This window comes from Bradyrhizobium sp. USDA 4516 (assembly GCF_054055915.1).
Genome location: NZ_JBSRXT010000001.1, coordinates 7773028 through 7789750, shown reverse-complemented (window position 1 = coordinate 7789750; position 16723 = coordinate 7773028). Strand labels below are relative to the sequence as shown.

The following is a 16723-nucleotide window of genomic DNA, read 5'->3' as shown; positions in this document are numbered from 1 at the left end:
GAACAACGATCTCCCTGTCGCAGATAGCGGCGCCATCGGGCGCCGCGGTTTCTGTACAGGCAAGAAGGACATTGAACGATGGCAACGATCACAGCAGCGATGGTCAAGGAGCTCCGCGAGTCGACTGGCGCGGGCATGATGGATTGCAAGGCTGCGCTGACCGAGAACAACGGCGACATGCAGGAAGCGCAGGACTGGTTGCGCAAGAAGGGCCTCTCCAAGGCCGCCAAGAAGGCCGGCCGCGTCGCGGCCGAGGGCCTGATCGGCGCGCTGACCTCCGGCACCAAGGGCGTGCTGGTCGAGGTCAACTCGGAGACCGACTTCGTTGCGCGCAATGAGCAGTTCCAGGGCCTGGTCAAGATGATCGCCCAGGTCGCGCTGCACAACGGCGCTGACGTCGAGAAGATCAAGGCGGCCAAGGTCGGCGACGTCACCGTCGAGACCGCGATCTCCGACGCGATCGCGACCATCGGCGAGAACATGACGCTGCGCCGCGCCGCCTCGCTCGAGGTGAGCAAGGGCGTGGTGTCGAGCTATGTCCACAACGCAGTCGTCGAGGGTGCCGGCAAGATCGGCGTGATCGTGGCGCTGGAATCCGCCGGCAAGACCGACGAGCTCGCGGTGCTCGGCCGCCAGCTCGCCATGCACGTCGCGGCGGCCAAGCCGCTGGCGCTCGACCCGGCCGGGCTCGATCCGGAGACCGTCAAGCGCGAGAAGGACGTGCTGGCCGACAAGTACCGCCAGCAGGGCAAGCCGGAGAACGTCATCGAGAAGATCGTCGATTCCGGCCTGAAGACCTACTACAAGGAGGTCTGCCTGCTCGATCAGGCCTTCATCCACGACAGCGGCAAGTCGGTTGCCCAGGCGGTGAAGGAAGCTGAGGGTAAGGTCGGCGGGCCGATCAAAATCGCTGGCTTTGTGAACTATGCTCTCGGTGAGGGAATCGAGAAGCAGGAAAGCGACTTCGCCGCCGAAGTCGCGGCCGCCAGCGGCAAGAAGTAACCGCTGACACCAGGGCGTCCGGCGCTCTGCGCCGGAAGCCTGCCTGCGCGGGATAAGAAAGCGATTGCATCATGGCTGAGCCGATCTATCGTCGCGTGGTGATCAAGCTGTCCGGCGAATATCTGGCCGGTTCCCACGGGTTCGGTATCGATCAACCAACGGTCGATCGCATCGCCGACGACCTGATCGCGGCCCGCAAGCTCGGTATCGAGGTCGCCGTCGTGATCGGCGGCGGCAACATCGTCCGTGGCGTCGAGGTGTCCTCGCGCGGCGTCTCCCGGCCGACCGGCGACACCATGGGCATGCTTGCCACCATGATGAACTGCCTCGCGCTGGAGGCGGCGATCGAGCGCAAGGGAACCCCGGCGCGGACCTTGTCGGCATTCGTGATGCCGGAGATTTCCGAGCTGTTCACCCGTAGTGCAACGCACAAATATCTCGCCGAGGGACGCATCGTCCTGCTCGGCGGTGGAACCGGCAACCCGTTCTTCACGACCGACACCACCGCCGTGCTCCGCGCGGCCGAAATCGGCGCGCAGGCGGTGCTGAAGGCCACCAATGTCGACGGCGTCTACAGCGCCGATCCGAAGAAGGACCCCAAAGCCAAGCGCTTCGACCGCCTGACCCATTCGCAGGCGATCGAGGGCGGCTACAAGGTCATGGACGCGACCGCTTTCGCACTTGCCCGCGAGACGTCGCTGCCTATCATCGTGTTCTCTATCGCGGAGCCCGGTTCGATCGGTGCGATTCTGCGCGGTACCGGACACGGCACCGTCGTCGCCGGCTGATTGCCGCGCCTCCGGGTCCAGATTTTGGACCCGAGGGCGTCGACAGCCGGTTTCTAGTGAAAGGGAGAAACGTCATGGCCGCAGCTGGTTTTGACATCAACGACGTGAAGCGCCGCATGCAGGGCGCCACGCAATCGCTCAAGCACGAGCTCGGCGGCCTGCGCACCGGCCGTGCCGCGGCCTCTATGTTGGAGCCGGTCCAGGTCGAGGCTTACGGCTCGCATATGCCGCTCAACCAGGTTGCCACCATCAGCGTGCCCGAGCCGCGCCTGCTCTCGGTGCAGGTCTGGGACAAGACGATGGTCAAGGCCGTGGAGAAGGCAATCGTCGACTCCAACCTCGGCCTGTCGCCGGCGACCGAAGGACAGGTGCTGCGCTTGCGGATTCCCGAACTCAACGAGGAGCGCCGCAAGGAGCTCGTCAAGGTCGCGCACAAATACGCGGAAGCGGCCAAGGTCGCGGTACGCCACGTGCGCCGCGACGGCCTCGACGTGATCAAGAAGCTCGAGAAGAATCACGAGATCTCCGAGGACGATCAGGAGCGCCTGTCGAACGAGGTGCAGAAGGCGACCGACGGCGTGATCGCCGAAGTCGATCAGCTGCTTGCCGCCAAGGAAAAGGAAATCCTGACGGTCTGAAGGCGCTACGGGAACGAGCCGATGTCGAACGCCGCCGCCCCAGCAGCTGACGGACCGGATCGCTCCGGCAGTCCGTTGCATGTGGCCATCATCATGGACGGCAACGGGCGCTGGGCCGCTTCGCGCGGCTTGCCGCGCGTCGAGGGCCATCGCCGCGGCGTCGAAGCGCTGCGCCGCGTGGTGCGTGCGGCCCATGAACTCGGCATCGTCTATCTCACCATTTTTTCTTTCAGCTCGGAAAACTGGTCGCGGCCCGCGAGCGAGATCGGCGATCTGTTCGGCCTGTTGCGCCGCTTCATCCGCAACGATCTGGCGACGCTGCATCGTGACGGGGTGCGGGTGCGCGTGATCGGCGAGCGTGACGGGCTTGACGCCGACATCTGCGCGCTGCTCAACGAGGCAGAGGAGCTGACGAAGAACAACGTCAAGCTCAGCCTTGTGGTCGCCTTCAACTATGGTTCGCGGGCGGAGATCGCCGCCGCGGCGCGGCGCCTTGCGCGCGAGGTCGCCGAAGGCAAGCGCGACGCCAACTCCATCGATGCCGACACGCTCGGGCAATATCTCGATGCGCCCGACATTCCGGATCCGGATCTGATTATCCGCACCAGCGGCGAGCAGCGTCTTTCCAACTTCCTGATGTGGCAGGCCGCCTATAGCGAACTCGTGTTCGTGCCGATTCACTGGCCGGATTTCGACAAGGCGGCGCTCGAAGGCGCGATTGCGGAATACGGCAAGCGCGAGCGCCGGTTCGGCGGGCTCGCTGCGAAAACCGGATCGTGACCGAGGGCGAGGCCGCGCCGGCGGCAGCAAACGAGCAGGGGTCGCGCAATCTCGCGATGCGCGTGATTGCGGCGCTGGTGCTGGCGCCGGTTGCGATCGCGCTGGCCTATATGGGCGGCGTCGCCTGGTCGCTCCTCGTGACATTGGCGGCGGCGGGATTGTTCGCGGAATGGCTTGTTGTCACCGGACTCGGACGCGAGCTCCGTGTCGTGGTGCCCGGCGTGGTCGCGTTGCTGCTCGCCGGACTATGCCTGATGGCCGGCCGTATCGATGCGGCCCTGATCGTGCTCGCCGCCGGTGCGGTTGTTGTGGCACTGACGTCCGGCGCGCGGCGCAACTGGGCCATTGCGGGACTGCTCTATGCGGCAGGGGCCGAGATCGCATCGGTCCTGCTGCGCCTCGACACGGCGAAGGGCTTTGCCGCGCTGATGTTCGTGTTGCTGATCGTGTGGGTCACCGATATCGGCGGCTACTTCGCGGGCCGCAGTATCGGCGGGCCGAAGCTCTGGGTGCGGGTCAGCCCGAAGAAGACATGGGCGGGCGCGGTTGGCGGCTTCGGGGCGAGCCTGCTGGTCGCTGCCGGCTTTGCCGCCTTTGAGATCGGCTCGACCGGTCCGCTCTTGATGCTCGGCGCCGTGTTGTCGGTGGTCTCGCAACTTGGCGATCTTTTCGAATCCGCGGTGAAGCGGCGGTTCGGCGTAAAGGATTCGAGTCACATCATTCCCGGTCATGGCGGCCTCCTGGACCGCCTGGACGGATTTGTCGCGGCCGTCATTGTGGCGGCGATTTTCGGCTTTCTCCGTGGTGGCGCCGATGGCGTCGGGCGCGGTCTTATGGTTTGGTGATGAGATGAGCGCAGTTCCGTTGCGTAACAACAAGGCCGCGGCGGCATCCGCCGCGCGCACCGTAACCGTCCTCGGTGCCACCGGCTCGATCGGCGACAGCACTATGGATCTGCTGCGTGGCGCGCGCGACCGCTACCGGGTCGAGGCGCTGACCGCGAACAGCAATGTCGAGGGCCTCGCCAAGCTGGCCAAGGAATTCGGCGCGCGGTTCGCGGCCATTGCCGATCCGGCGAAGCTTTCGGAGCTGAAGGACGCGCTGGCCGGAACCCGGACCGAATGCGGGGCCGGGGAGAGCGCGATCATCGAAGCGGCCGCGCGGCCGGCCGATTGGGTGATGGCGGCGGTCAGCGGCGCGGCCGGGCTGAAGCCCGCACTTGCCGCGGTTGATCGTGGCGCCACCGTCGCGCTGGCCAACAAGGAATGCTTGGTCTGTGCCGGCGATATCTTCATGGAGCGGGCGAGGAAGGCCGGCGCCTGCATCCTGCCGGCGGACTCCGAGCACAATGCGCTATTCCAGGCGCTGGCTTCCGGCAACCGCGAGGAACTGACGCGGGTGATCATCACCGCGTCCGGCGGCCCGTTCCGTACCTGGTCGCCCGCCGACATCGAGCAGGCGACGCTGGAACAGGCGCTGAAGCATCCGAATTGGAGCATGGGGCAGAAGATCACGATCGATTCCGCCTCGATGATGAACAAGGGTCTCGAGGTGATCGAGGCGTCCTATCTGTTCGCTTTGACGCCCGACGAAATCGACGTGCTGGTGCACCCGCAGTCGATCATCCACGGCATGGTCGAGTTCTCCGATCGCTCGGTGGTCGCCCAACTCGGCACGCCCGATATGCGGATCCCGATCGCGCATTGCCTCGGCTGGCCCGACCGCGTCGTCGGCCCATCCGCCAAGCTCGATCTCGCCAAGATCGGACAGCTCACTTTCGAGGCGCCGGACTTTGAACGCTTCCCGGGGCTGCGGCTGGCATACGAGGCGCTGAGGATGGGGCACGGTGCGACGACGGTCTACAACGCCTCGAACGAGATCGCGGTCGCCGCGTTTATCGCCGGCAAGATCAAGTTCGGCGCGATCGCCCGGCTGGTCGAGGCGACGATGAACGATTGGATCAAGTCAGGGAATCAGCCACCACTGCACTCGGCGGATGATGCGATTTCCGTTGACCATATCGCGCGAAATAAAGCTGCCGCCCTATTGCCTCAAATTGCCTTAAAGGCAACCTAGAGGGTTGGGGACGGAGCCTTTGGCTCTTGTCGAGGGAAAATCGAATGCCCGAGTATTTTATTCATAGTATCAATGCGTTGAGTCATGGGCTTCTCGGTACCATCGTTCCCTTCCTCTTCGTCCTGACCATCGTCGTCTTCTTCCACGAGCTCGGCCACTTCCTGGTCGCGCGCTGGGCCGGCGTGAAGGTGTTGACGTTCTCGCTGGGCTTCGGTCCGGAGCTCGCCGGCTTCAACGACCGGCATGGCACGCGCTGGAAGATCTCGGCGATTCCGCTCGGCGGCTACGTCAAATTCTTCGGCGACGACAGCGAGGCTTCGACGCCGTCCACCGAGACGCTCGCCGCCATGACGGCGGAAGAGCGTGAAGGCAGCTTCCATCACAAATCGGTCGGAAAGCGCACCGCCATCGTTGCGGCCGGCCCGGTGGCGAACTTCATTCTCGGCGCCCTGATTTTCGCGGGCATGGCGCTCTACTACGGCAAGCCGAGCACGATTGCCCGGGTCGACGGCCTAGTGGCCGAAAGCGTCGCCGCGAACGCCGGCTTCAAGGTCGGCGATGTCGTCGTGGATATCGACGGCAGCGCGATCCAGAGCTTCGCCGACATGCAGCGGATTGTAGCTTCGAATGCTGGTTCAGAGCTTGGATTCAAGGTGAAGCGCGATGGTGCGATTGTCGCGCTCAAGGCGACGCCGGCGCTCCGGGAGGTCAAGGACCCCTTCGGCAATGCCCACCGAATCGGCGTGCTCGGAATCGAGCACAAGGCTCAGGTCGGCGAAGCGACCAGCGCCTCGGTCGGCGTGCTGGAGGCCCTCAAGATCGGCGTCGAGCAGGTTTGGTACATCATTTCCAGCACGTTCAAGTTCCTGGGGTCGCTGTTCGTTGGAACCGGCAATCCGGCCGAGGTGAGCGGCGTCATTGGAATCGCGAAGCTGTCGGGGCAGGCCGCGAGCGCCGGGTTCCAGTTCGTGATCAACCTTTGCGCCATCCTGTCGGTCTCGATCGGCCTGCTGAACCTGTTTCCGATCCCGCTTTTGGATGGCGGACACCTGCTTTTCTACAGCGCGGAGGCACTGCGGGGACGCCCGCTTTCGGAGCGGACGCAGGAGGTGGGTTTCCGAATCGGGCTGGGTCTGGTCCTGATGCTGATGGTGTTTGCGACGTATAACGACATCCTCAGGATCGCCGGGTCCTGAAACGGGCTTTTTTGTGGCGTTGCCAATGGGCAACGTCTTGGAACGAAAATGGAAATGTTCAGCTCTAGTAAGTTTGCCCCCTTGGCAAATTTGGTTACAAGCTGAGCGGCAGGTTGGGAATCTGTCGGGTCGTTGGGGAACGATCTGGCATCGTTAAGATAAGGGCGCATTGCGCATGATGTTTGGAATGCGAGTGAGGGGGGGGCTGTTCGCCGCCTTGGTCATGTTCGCCGCGCCGGTGGTTGCCACCTTGGCGACCGTAGCTGTGTCTGTGCCTGCGTCGGCGCAGACCGTCGATTCGATCACGGTGGAGGGGAACCGCCGTGTCGAGCTTGAAACCATCCGCTCCTACTTCCATCCCGGACCGGGCGGTCGGCTGGCCCAGGCCCAGATCGACGACGGTCTGAAGGCGCTGATCGAGACCGGCCTGTTTCAGGACGTCCATATCGACCAGCGGGGCGGGCGCCTCGTCGTGGTCGTGGTCGAGAACCCGGTGATCGGCCGCGTTGCCTTCGAGGGCAACAAGAAGATCAAGGACGAGCAGCTCACCGCTGAAGTTCAGTCCAAGCCGCGCGGCACGTTCTCGCGCCCGATGGTCCAGTCGGACGCCCTGCGCATCGCCGAAATCTACCGTCGGTCCGGCCGCTATGACGTGCGGGTCAATCCGCAGATCATCGAGCAGCCGAACAACCGCGTCGACCTGATCTTCGAGGTCAATGAAGGCGTGAAGACCGGCGTCCGGTCGATCGAGTTCATCGGCAACAGCGCCTATTCGGCGTCCCGTCTGCGCGACGTCATCAAAACCCGCGAATCGAACATCCTGAGCTTCCTCGGCGGCAACGACGTCTACGATCCCGACCGGGTCGAGGCCGATCGCGACCTGCTGCGTCGCTTCTATCTCAAGAACGGCTATGCCGACGTCCAGGTCGTGGCCGCGCTGACCGAATACGATCCCGAGAAGAAGGGCTTCCTGGTTACCTTCAAGATCGAGGAAGGCCAGCAGTACCGCGTCGCGTCGGTCAACTATACGTCGTCGATCGCAACGCTCGACCCGAACGCGCTGCGCACCTACTCGCGCGTCAATGTCGGCTCGCTCTACAACGCCGAGGCGCTGGAGAAGTCGGTCGAGGAGATGCAGATCGAGGCATCGCGCCGCGGCTACGCCTTCGCGGTGGTCCGGCCGCGCGGCGATCGCAACTTCGACAATCATACGGTGTCGATCACCTTCGCGATCGACGAAGGTCCGCGCACCTATATCGAGCGCATCAACATCCGCGGCAACAGCCGTACCCGCGACTACGTGATCCGCCGCGAGTTCGATATCTCGGAAGGCGACGCCTACAACCGTGCGCTGGTCGACCGTGCCGAGCGCCGGCTGAAGAACCTCGACTTCTTCAAGACGGTGAAGATCACCACCGAGCCGGGTTCCTCCAGCGATCGCGTCATCCTGATCGTCGATCTCGAGGAGAAATCGACCGGCGACTTCTCGGTGTCGGGCGGTTACTCGACCACGGACGGCGCGCTGGCCGAAGTCAGCGTCTCCGAGCGCAACCTGCTCGGCCGCGGCCTGTACGCGAAGGCGTCGGTGACCTACGGCCAGTATGCCCGCGGCTACTCGCTGTCGTTCGTCGAGCCCTATCTGCTCGACTACCGCGTCGCGCTCGGCCTCGACCTCTATCAGCGCCAGCAGCTGTCCAACAGCTACATCGCCTACGGCACCAAGACGCTGGGCTTCAGCCCGCGGCTCGGCTTCAGCCTGCGGGAAGATCTGTCGCTGCAGCTGCGCTACTCGATCTACCAGCAGGAAATCACCCTGCCGTCGACGCTGAACAACTGTAACAACGTGCCGACCCTGCCGGATGGAACGCCCAACCCCGCGTTCAATCCGAGCCCGGCCTATGCGAACCTGAACGGGATCAGCCTGGTGTCGACCAATGGTCTCGGCTGCTTCTTTGACGGCGAAGCCTCGCTGCCGGTCCGCAAGGAGCTGGCGGGCGGCAAGACCCTCACATCGGCGCTGGGTTACACGCTCAACTACAACACGCTCGACAACAACAAGAACCCGACCGACGGTCTGATCGTCGACTTCAAGCAGGACTTCGCCGGTGTTGGCGGTGACGTCAGCTACATCAAGACCGCGATCGACGCGAAGTACTACACCCCGCTGGTCTCCGACATCGTCGGCGTGATCCACGCCCAGGGCGGCATCCTGAACAAGCTCGGGACCTCGGATCTGCGCATGCTCGATCACTTCCAGATGGGCCCGAACCTGGTCCGCGGCTTCGCGCCGAACGGTATCGGTCCGCGTGACATCAACCCGTACGGCACCATGGATGCCATCGGCGGCACCAAGTACTGGGGCGTGTCGGCGGAACTGCAGATGCCGTTCTGGTTCCTGCCGAAGGAAGTCGGGCTCAAGGGCGCGGTCTATGCCGACGCCGGCGGGCTGTACGACTACCAGGGCCCGACCTCGTGGGCGGCGACCGGCGAAGTCAACGTGCCTGGCTGTGTCAGGCCGACGAACAATCCGCCGTCTCCGGGTACGTGCCTTGGCCTGAGCTACGACGACAGCAAGGTTGTCCGCACCTCGGTCGGTGTCGGCCTGATCTGGCAGTCACCGTTCGGCCCGCTGCGCTTCGACTACGCGGTGCCGCTGACCAAGGGTGCGTTTGACCGCACGCAAGAATTCCGGTTTGGCGGCGGTACGACGTTCTAAGACCGATTGCCAACCGGACTGCGACGGATGGAATGGCGCAGCCGATCTTCTACAAGAGTCCTCCTTCGTCATCGCTGGCTGAAATAGCCGCGCTGACGAAGGCGCAACTGGTCGACCCCGAAAGGGGCGCGCTTCAGATCAGGGGGCTGGCCTCGCTCGACGAGGCCGGTCCGATGCATCTCGCCTTTTTCGACAATCTGAAATACGCCGACCAGCTTGCCGCGACCAAGGCCGGGGCGTGTTTGGTCAGCCCGCGCTTCGAGGCACAGGTGCCGAAGGGCACTGCCGTGCTGCGGGCGGCGAAGCCGTTCCAGGTGTTCGTCGAGCTCGCCCGGCAATGGCACGCCGATGCCCTGCGGCCGCAATCCTGGTTCGACACCGAGGGCATCGCGCCGTCGGCGATCATCGATCCCACCGCGCGCCTCGAGGACGGCGTCATCGTCGATCCGCTGGTCGTGATCGGCCCGCGGGTGGAGATCGGCTCGGGCACCATCATCGGCGCCGGCGCGGTGATCGGGGCCGACGTCAAGATCGGCCGCGACTGCAATGTCGGCGCCAAGACCACCATTCAGTTCGCGCTGATCGGCAACAACGTCCTGATCCATCCCGGCTGCAATATCGGCCAGGACGGCTACGGCTTCATCTTCTTCGGGCCGGCCGGCCATGTGAAGGTGCCGCAGACCGGCCGCGTGGTGATCCAGAACAATGTCGAGGTCGGCGCCGCCTCGACTATCGACCGCGGTTCCCTGCGCGACACCGTGATCGGCGAGGGCACCAAAATCGACAATCAGGTCCAGATCGGCCACAATGTGACGATCGGCCGGCACTGCCTGCTGGCGGCCCAGATCGGGCTCGCCGGCAGCCTGACCATCGGCGACAATGTCGCGCTCGGCGCCAAGGTGGGCATCAACAACCACCTCAAGATCGGCGACGGCGCCCAGGTGACGGCGATGAGCGCGGTCAAGGACGACATCCCGGCCAACGGTCGGTGGGGCGGGCATTTCGCCAAGCCGACCAAGCAGTGGTTCAGGGAAATTATCGCAGTGGAGCGTCTGGTGCGCGACAACGAAGCCAAAGGTGAGGGGCAGGAGTGATGGAGGAGGCACCGGTCAAATTCGAGCTGGTGGATATCAACGATATCCTGAAGACGCTTCCGCATCGCTTTCCGATGTTGCTGATCGACCGGGTGATCAAGATCCGCACCGACTACAGCGGCATCGGCATCAAGAACGTCACCTTCAACGAGCCGCCGTTCCAGGGCCACTTCCCGGACCGCCCGGTCTACCCCGGCGTGATGATGATCGAGGCGATGGCCCAGACCGCCGGCGTCATCGGCATCAAGTCGGTCGAGGGCACCGAGAAGCCGCGCGCGGTGTATTTCCTCACCATCGACAAGTGCAAGTTCAGGAAGCCGGTGATGCCCGGCGACACCATCGAGTATCACATGCGCTCGCTCGGCCGGCGCAAGACGATGTGGTGGTTTCACGGCGATGCCAAGGTCAACGGCCAGGTCGTCGCCGAGGCCGATGTCGGTGCGATGCTGACGGATTAGTCCGCGCCGGGCTCAAGACGTTGAGCAGGTGTAGCGGCCGTCCGCGCCCGCGATCCGCAGGACGCGATTGAGGAAGATGCCCATCGACGGTGCGTTCATCAGCGCGTCGTAGGTTTCGGCAGGGACGCCGCAATAATGCTGGTAGCTGCCTCTGACCGCCACCAGCAGCGCGCGCTGATCCGTGCTGTAGCAGACCCGCTGGACGATCGTGCTGCGGTTGATGTCGCGGCATTCGAAGCTCGAGAGGTCGACCGCCGTGCTGTTGCCGAGATCGACCGTCTCCGGGCCGATTGGCGCAGAGAGCAGGCTGAGGATCAGCGCGGCGGCCCGGACCATGGTTCGGTTGCGACCTTCTCTTGCAACAGGCCGTCATCATACGTCACTGGACAGGGCGGGCAAAGTCGCGCTAACGACCGCCCCAATCGACAGCCTGGCGCCTCGATAGCACCTTGGCGCCATTAACGAATTCCGGACCGAAACTTCATGAGCATGATCGACCCGACTGCGCGGATTGCCGATGGCGCTGTGATCGGGGCCGGCACCGAGATCGGTCCGTACTGCATCGTCGGCCCCAACGTCGTGCTCGGTGAGAACTGCAAGCTGATCGCGCATGTCACGATCAGCGGGCATACCAGGATCGGCGCCGGCTGCATCATCTCGCCGTTCGCAGCGCTCGGCGGGCCGCCGCAGGATCTCAGCTATCGCGGCGAGCCGACCCGCCTCGAAGTCGGCGAAGCCTGCACGATCCGCGAGGGCGTGACGATGAATGTCGGCACGGTCAAGGGCGGCGGGCTCACGCGCGTCGGCGATCGCGGCTTCTTCATGAACAACAGCCATGTCGGCCATGACTGCATGGTCGGCAATGGCGTGATCTTCGCGACGTCGGCAACGCTCGGCGGCCACTGCGAGATCGGCGACTTCGTCTATATCGGCGGCCTGTCGGCTGTGCACCAGTTCACCCGCGTCGGCTCGCAGGTGATGATCGGCGGCGTCTGCGGCGTGCGCGGCGACATCATCCCGTTCGGCCTCGCCAACGGTCAGTACGCGGTTCTCGAAGGACTCAACATCATCGGCATGCGGCGCCGCCAGTTCACCAAGGCGCGGCTGGCGACGGTGCGCGCGTTCTATCAAAAGCTGTTCCACGGCCCCGGCATCTTCGCCGAGCGGCTCGCTTCGGTGCAGCCGCTGGCGGGCGAGGATCCGGCGATTGCGGAAATCCTGGCCTTCATCGAGGGCGGCAAGCTGCGCCCGCTCTGCCTTCCCGCCGATACCAATTGAGCAGGGGATGGCCGCCAGCATGACGTCAGCGGCTCCCTCGCTTTCCTCGCCGGTCGGCGTCATCGCCGGCGGCGGCGCCATGCCGTTCGCGGTCGCCGACTCCCTGGTTGCGCGCGGCATCACGCCAGTGCTGTTCGCGCTGCGCGGCGCCTGCGATCCGGCGCGCGCGCAGCGGTTTCGTCACCGCTGGATCTCGGTCGGCCAGCTCGGGCGGGCGACCCGGCTGTTCCGCGACGAAGGCTGCCGCGATCTGATCTTCATCGGCACCCTGGTGCGGCCCGCGCTGTCGGAGATCCGGCTCGACTGGGGCACGCTGCGCCTGCTCGGCCACGTCGTGCGCGCATTTCGCGGCGGCGACGATCATTTGCTGTCGAGCGTTGGCCGCATCCTCGAGCAGCAGGGCTTCCGCATGGTCGGGATCAAGGATGTCGCGCCCGATCTGTTGATGCCGGAGGGCGCCGTGACGCGCGCGGCGCCCGACAGCACGGCGCTCGCCGACATCGCGCGCGGACGCGGCGTGCTTGACGCGCTCGGCCCGTTCGACATCGGTCAGGCGGCCGTGGTGATCGACGGTCATGTGGTAGCGGTCGAGGATATCGAGGGTACCGACGGGCTGCTCGCGCGCGTCGCGCGGCTGCGCGTCGAGGGTCGCATTCGCGCCAAGGCCGGCCGCGGCGTGCTGGTGAAGGCTCCGAAGAGCCGGCAGGATCTGCGCTTCGATCTGCCGACCATCGGCCCGCGGACGGTCGAGGGCGCGGCAGCAGCCGGTATCGCCGGCATCGCCGTGATCGCCGGCAATACGCTGGCCGCCGAGCCGCAGGCCCTGGTCGAGGCCGCCGACGCCAGGGGGCTGTTTGTCATCGGGCTGGCGGGCTGATGCAGCTGCGCAGCCCCAGCACCGCTCGCAAGATCTTCCTCATCGCGACCGAGGAATCCGGCGACCGCCTCGGCGCGGCACTGATGCAGGTGCTGCGCCAGCGGCTCGGCGATGCCGTGCAGTTTTCCGGCGTCGGCGGCCGGGCGATGACTGCTCAGGGAATCGTCCCGCTGTTTCCGATCGAAGAGCTCTCGATCATGGGCTTTGCCGCCGTCGTGAAGCAATTGCCGAGAATCCTGCGATTGATCCGGCGCACCGCCGATGCCGTGCTCGCCGACGCGCCTGACATGCTCGTCATCATCGACAGCCCCGATTTCACCCACCGCGTCGCCCGTCGTGTCCGCGCCCGCAATCCGAACATTCCGATCGTCGACTACGTGTCGCCGTCGGTCTGGGCCTGGCGGCCGGGCAGGGCGCGCGCGATGCGGGGCTATGTCGACCACGTGCTCGCGCTGCTGCCGTTCGAGCCGGAGGAATATCGCAAGCTGCAGGGACCGCCGTGCAGCTATGTCGGCCACCCCCTGACCGAGCAGCTCGCCTCGCTGCGGCCGAACGAGGACGAGCAGAAGCGGCGCGATGCGCAGCCTCCGGTGCTGTTGGTGCTGCCCGGAAGCCGGCGCAGCGAGATCAGGCATCATCTGGCGCTGTTCGGCACCGCGCTCGGCCAGCTCAACAAGCAAACGCCGTTCGAGCTCGTGCTTCCCACCATGCCGCATCTCGAGGCGATGGTGCGCGAAGGCGTCGCGTCGTGGCCGGTGGTGCCGCGGCTCGCGATCGGCGAGACCGAGAAGCGCGCCGCGTTCCGTGTCGCCCGCGCTGCGCTCGCGAAGTCGGGCACGGTGACGCTGGAGCTCGCGCTGTCAGGGATTCCCATGGTGACGGCCTATCGCGTCGGCGCCGCCGAGGCGTTCATCCTGCGCCGCGCGATCCGGGTGTCCTCGGTGATCCTCGCCAATCTCGTGATCGGCAGCGATATCATTCCCGAGTTCCTGCAGGAGGACTGCACGCCGGACAAGCTCGCGGCGGCGCTGGGCGACGTGCTTGCGGATTCGCCCGATCGTCTGCGGCAGCTCGTGGGGTTCGCGACGATGGACGGGAAGATGTCGACCGGCGACCAGCCGCCGAGCGTCCGCGCCGCCGACATCGTGCTGGCGGAAATGGGCCGCCGTTCGGCCTAGCCAATCGATCGTGTCCTCGTTCAGTTCAGTGGCGACATCCCGCCGCAAGGATCTCGCTTGCGCTGAATATTTAGACCGTCCTAATATTAGCAATAGCTAATACTAGGACGGAGCATGCCATGAAGATCGACCCGGTCGCCTATCTCGGAGCCGTCATTCGCGAAGTCGCCTTCCGGGAACGCGACGGCAAGCCGGCCCGGGCGGTGATCGCGACCCGCAGCTACGACACCGACATTGCCGATCTCTGGGATGTGCTGACCAACCCCGAACGCATTCCGCGCTGGTTCCTGCCGATCTCGGGCGACCTGAGGCTTGGCGGCCGCTATCAGTTCCAGGGCCATGCGGGCGGCGAGATCACGACGTGTGAGCCACCGCGCCGGCTTGCCGTCACGTGGGAGTCCATGGGCACGGTCAGCTGGGTTAGCGTCACGCTGGCCGAGAATGGCCCGGACGCCACGCGCCTGGAATTGGAACACCTCTCGGTGATCGAGGGCGACTTCTGGGACCGCTACGGGGCCGGTGCGGTCGGCGTCGGCTGGGATCTCGCGCTGCTAGGGCTCGCGCTCTATCTGGCCATGCCGCCCGGCGAGGAATTCGACCGCGCCGCCGCGTCCGCCTGGCCAGCCACCGGCGACGGCAAGGAATTCATCCGCCGCGCCAGCGAGGACTGGTGCAGGGCCTCGATCGCGGCGGGCACCGAGGAGGCTGCGGCGCGCAGATCGGCCGCAAACACCACGGCGGCCTATTGCGGCGAGCCGGAGCCGGGGAGCGGAGGCTAGAGCATGATCCGGAAAAGTGTGAAGCGGTTTTCCCTCGCGACAAACGCGAAGCGTTTGCGCGGAGATCATGCTCAAGCAAAGAGCTAAAGCGGGATGACGATGCAGTCTCATCGCGCTTTAGCGACCTTGCACGCCTTCGACATCCTCGGCGATCCCGTCCGCCGGCGCATCCTGGAACTGCTTGCGACCGGCGAGCACAGTTCGGGCGACGTCGTTGCGGTCGTGCAGCGCGAGTTCGGCATCACCCAGTCGGCGGTGTCGCAGCAGCTGCGGATCTTGCGCGACGCCGGTTTCGCGTCGGTGCGCGCCGAGGGCACGCGCCGCATCTATGCGGTCGAGCCGGCGCGGCTGCGCGAGGTCGACGACTGGCTCGACCGGTTCAGGGCGTTCTGGCTGCCGCGCCTTGACGCGATCGCGACCGAAGTCGCGCGGGGCAAACGAAAACGGCGCCATCAGGAATGATGGCGCCGTCCCGGATTCTCTTCAGCGATGCAGCTTACTTGCGCTTGTCGATCTGCACATAGTCGCGGCGTGCGACGCCGGTATAGAGCTGGCGCGGACGGCCGATCTTCTGCTGCGGGTCCTCGATCATCTCGCTCCACTGGCTGATCCAGCCGACGGTGCGGGCGACCGCGAACAACACGGTGAACATCGAGACCGGGAAGCCCATCGCCTTCAGCGTGATGCCCGAATAGAAGTCGACGTTCGGGTAGAGCTTGCGATCGATGAAGTAGGGATCGCTGAGCGCGATCTTCTCGAGCTCCATCGCGACCTTGAGCATCGGATCGTCGCCGTGGCCGGTCTCCTTCAGCACCGCGTGACACATCTTCTGCATGATCTTGGCGCGCGGATCGTAGTTCTTGTAGACGCGGTGGCCGAAGCCCATCAGGCGAACTTCGCTGTTCTTGTCCTTCACCTTGGCGATGAAGTCCGGAATGTTTTCGACCTTGCCGATGCCGTAGAGCATGTTGAGCGCGGCCTCGTTGGCGCCGCCATGCGCCGGGCCCCACAGGCAGGCGATGCCTGCCGCGATGCAGGCGAACGGGTTGGCGCCCGACGAGCCGGCGATGCGTACCGTCGAGGTCGAGGCGTTCTGCTCGTGGTCGGCGTGCAGGATGAAGATCTTGTCGAGCGCGTCGGCGAGCACCGGGTTGATCTTGTAGTCCTCGCAGGGCACCGCGAAGCACATGTTGAGGAAGTTCTCGGCAAACGAGAGCGAGTTCTTCGGATACACGAAGGGCTGGCCGACCGTGTACTTGTAGGCCATCGCCGCCAGCGTCGGCACCTTCGCGATCATCCGCATCGAGGCGATCATGCGCTGACGCGGATCGTTGATGTCGGTGGAGTCGTGATAGAACGCGGCGAGCGCGCCGACGGCGGCGACCATGATCGCCATCGGATGAGCGTCGCGGCGGAAGCCCTGGAAGAACCGCGCCATCTGCTCATGCACCATCGTGTGATGGATCACGCGATGGTCGAAGTCCTTCTTCTGCGCCGGGGTCGGAAGATCCCCGTACAGCAGCAGGTAGCAGGTCTCGAGGAAGTCGCCGTGCTCGGCGAGCTGCTCTATCGGATAGCCACGGTACTCGAGCACGCCGGCGTCGCCGTCGATGTAGGTGATCTTCGACTGGCAGCTGCCGGTCGAGGTGAAGCCGGGGTCGTAGGTGAACACCCCGGCCTGGCCGTAGAGCTTGGCGATGTCGATGACATCAGGCCCAACCGTGCCGCTCAGGATCGGGAAATCGTAGTTCTTGTTGCCGATGGTGAGTGTGGCTGTCTTGCTGGATTTTGCGTCCATCGTGATATCCCCGATGAATTCGTTGCGAAAACCGACCTTGCCCAGTCGCTAAATTGCGGCCCATG

Annotated in this window: 17 protein-coding genes; 15 read left to right on the top strand and 2 right to left on the bottom strand. The window is 65.1% G+C overall.

The window, feature by feature from the left end:
- The first annotated feature begins 78 nt into the window (after positions 1-78).
- From tsf to fabZ, 10 genes are all read left to right on the top strand, one after another.
- Positions 79-1002 carry a translation elongation factor Ts gene (gene tsf, locus ACVI1L_RS35905; RefSeq protein WP_057016494.1) on the top strand — a complete coding sequence of 308 codons (924 nt, stop codon included), beginning with the start codon at positions 79-81 and terminating at the stop codon, positions 1000-1002.
- Positions 1003-1073: 71 nt separating this feature from the next.
- On the top strand, positions 1074-1790 hold the full coding sequence (gene pyrH / locus ACVI1L_RS35900; RefSeq protein WP_028334006.1) for a UMP kinase: 717 nt from the start codon (positions 1074-1076) through the stop codon (positions 1788-1790).
- Between the two features lie 74 nt (positions 1791-1864).
- Complete coding sequence (gene frr / locus ACVI1L_RS35895) at positions 1865-2428, top strand: ribosome recycling factor (RefSeq protein WP_028334007.1); 564 nt, start codon at positions 1865-1867, stop codon at positions 2426-2428.
- 21 nt (positions 2429-2449) lie between these two features.
- Entirely contained in the window at positions 2450-3208 is a 759-nt protein-coding gene (locus ACVI1L_RS35890) for an isoprenyl transferase (protein ID WP_057016496.1), read from the top strand.
- Positions 3205-4053, top strand: coding sequence for a phosphatidate cytidylyltransferase (locus ACVI1L_RS35885; protein WP_168855889.1), 849 nt, complete (start codon positions 3205-3207; stop codon positions 4051-4053). The genes ACVI1L_RS35890 and ACVI1L_RS35885 overlap by 4 nt, the downstream gene beginning before the upstream one ends.
- 4 nt (positions 4054-4057) lie before the next feature.
- Positions 4058-5284, top strand: a complete 1227-nt coding sequence (dxr, locus tag ACVI1L_RS35880; protein WP_456785041.1) for a 1-deoxy-D-xylulose-5-phosphate reductoisomerase — start codon at positions 4058-4060, stop codon at positions 5282-5284.
- Between the two features lie 44 nt (positions 5285-5328).
- Positions 5329-6480: an RIP metalloprotease RseP gene (gene rseP, locus ACVI1L_RS35875; protein ID WP_028339659.1), complete on the top strand. Its 1152-nt coding sequence runs from the start codon at positions 5329-5331 to the stop codon at positions 6478-6480.
- Between the two features lie 175 nt (positions 6481-6655).
- A complete protein-coding gene (bamA, locus tag ACVI1L_RS35870) occupies positions 6656-9196 on the top strand; it encodes an outer membrane protein assembly factor BamA (RefSeq protein ID WP_057016498.1) in 2541 nt (846 codons plus the stop codon).
- A gap of 32 nt (positions 9197-9228) precedes the next feature.
- Complete coding sequence (gene lpxD, locus ACVI1L_RS35865; RefSeq protein WP_316394195.1) at positions 9229-10290, top strand: UDP-3-O-(3-hydroxymyristoyl)glucosamine N-acyltransferase; 1062 nt, start codon at positions 9229-9231, stop codon at positions 10288-10290.
- Positions 10290-10748, top strand: a complete 459-nt coding sequence (fabZ, locus tag ACVI1L_RS35860; RefSeq protein ID WP_016841580.1) for a 3-hydroxyacyl-ACP dehydratase FabZ — start codon at positions 10290-10292, stop codon at positions 10746-10748. The genes lpxD and fabZ overlap by 1 nt, the downstream gene beginning before the upstream one ends.
- Before the next feature lie 12 nt (positions 10749-10760).
- On the opposite strand, the gene ACVI1L_RS35855 is transcribed toward fabZ, so the two are convergent.
- Positions 10761-11084 (bottom strand): KTSC domain-containing protein, encoded by a 324-nt coding sequence (locus ACVI1L_RS35855; RefSeq protein ID WP_057016500.1) that lies wholly within the window; start codon positions 11082-11084, stop codon positions 10761-10763.
- A gap of 147 nt (positions 11085-11231) precedes the next feature.
- Here ACVI1L_RS35855 and lpxA point away from each other — a divergent pair, with 147 nt between their 5' ends.
- From lpxA to ACVI1L_RS35830, 5 genes are all read left to right on the top strand, one after another.
- Positions 11232-12026, top strand: a complete 795-nt coding sequence (lpxA, locus tag ACVI1L_RS35850; protein ID WP_028334015.1) for an acyl-ACP--UDP-N-acetylglucosamine O-acyltransferase — start codon at positions 11232-11234, stop codon at positions 12024-12026.
- A 19-nt stretch (positions 12027-12045) separates the two neighbouring features.
- Positions 12046-12903 carry an LpxI family protein gene (locus ACVI1L_RS35845; RefSeq protein ID WP_057016589.1) on the top strand — a complete coding sequence of 286 codons (858 nt, stop codon included), beginning with the start codon at positions 12046-12048 and terminating at the stop codon, positions 12901-12903.
- Positions 12903-14081, top strand: a complete 1179-nt coding sequence (gene lpxB, locus ACVI1L_RS35840; protein WP_057016501.1) for a lipid-A-disaccharide synthase — start codon at positions 12903-12905, stop codon at positions 14079-14081. The genes ACVI1L_RS35845 and lpxB overlap by 1 nt, the downstream gene beginning before the upstream one ends.
- A gap of 119 nt (positions 14082-14200) precedes the next feature.
- The gene (locus ACVI1L_RS35835) at positions 14201-14860 is read left to right on the top strand and encodes an SRPBCC family protein (protein WP_076825392.1); all 660 of its coding nucleotides are present in this window, start codon (positions 14201-14203) and stop codon (positions 14858-14860) included.
- 93 nt (positions 14861-14953) lie between these two features.
- On the top strand, positions 14954-15322 hold the full coding sequence (locus ACVI1L_RS35830) for an ArsR/SmtB family transcription factor (RefSeq protein WP_246786912.1): 369 nt from the start codon (positions 14954-14956) through the stop codon (positions 15320-15322).
- A gap of 34 nt (positions 15323-15356) precedes the next feature.
- Here ACVI1L_RS35830 and gltA read toward each other — a convergent pair whose 3' ends face one another.
- Entirely contained in the window at positions 15357-16658 is a 1302-nt protein-coding gene (gene gltA / locus ACVI1L_RS35825; protein ID WP_028339667.1) for a citrate synthase, read from the bottom strand.
- Positions 16659-16723: the final 65 nt, after the last annotated feature.

Bases quoted from the DNA above. Each gene is read 5' to 3' on its own strand.
- tsf (WP_057016494.1), top strand. From the start codon at position 79: ATGGCAACGATCACAGCAGCGATGGTCAAGGAGCTCCGCGAGTCGACT.
- pyrH (WP_028334006.1), top strand. From the start codon at position 1,074: ATGGCTGAGCCGATCTATCGTCGCGTGGTGATCAAGCTGTCCGGCGAA.
- frr (WP_028334007.1), top strand. From the start codon at position 1,865: ATGGCCGCAGCTGGTTTTGACATCAACGACGTGAAGCGCCGCATGCAG.
- ACVI1L_RS35890 (WP_057016496.1), top strand. From the start codon at position 2,450: ATGTCGAACGCCGCCGCCCCAGCAGCTGACGGACCGGATCGCTCCGGC.
- dxr (WP_456785041.1), top strand. From the start codon at position 4,058: ATGAGCGCAGTTCCGTTGCGTAACAACAAGGCCGCGGCGGCATCCGCC.
- rseP (WP_028339659.1), top strand. From the start codon at position 5,329: ATGCCCGAGTATTTTATTCATAGTATCAATGCGTTGAGTCATGGGCTT.
- bamA (WP_057016498.1), top strand. From the start codon at position 6,656: ATGATGTTTGGAATGCGAGTGAGGGGGGGGCTGTTCGCCGCCTTGGTC.
- lpxD (WP_316394195.1), top strand. From the start codon at position 9,229: ATGGCGCAGCCGATCTTCTACAAGAGTCCTCCTTCGTCATCGCTGGCT.
- fabZ (WP_016841580.1), top strand. From the start codon at position 10,290: ATGGAGGAGGCACCGGTCAAATTCGAGCTGGTGGATATCAACGATATC.
- ACVI1L_RS35855 (WP_057016500.1), bottom strand. From the start codon at position 11,084: ATGGTCCGGGCCGCCGCGCTGATCCTCAGCCTGCTCTCTGCGCCAATC.
- lpxA (WP_028334015.1), top strand. From the start codon at position 11,232: ATGAGCATGATCGACCCGACTGCGCGGATTGCCGATGGCGCTGTGATC.
- ACVI1L_RS35845 (WP_057016589.1), top strand. From the start codon at position 12,046: ATGACGTCAGCGGCTCCCTCGCTTTCCTCGCCGGTCGGCGTCATCGCC.
- lpxB (WP_057016501.1), top strand. From the start codon at position 12,903: ATGCAGCTGCGCAGCCCCAGCACCGCTCGCAAGATCTTCCTCATCGCG.
- ACVI1L_RS35835 (WP_076825392.1), top strand. From the start codon at position 14,201: ATGAAGATCGACCCGGTCGCCTATCTCGGAGCCGTCATTCGCGAAGTC.
- ACVI1L_RS35830 (WP_246786912.1), top strand. From the start codon at position 14,954: ATGACGATGCAGTCTCATCGCGCTTTAGCGACCTTGCACGCCTTCGAC.
- gltA (WP_028339667.1), bottom strand. From the start codon at position 16,658: ATGGACGCAAAATCCAGCAAGACAGCCACACTCACCATCGGCAACAAG.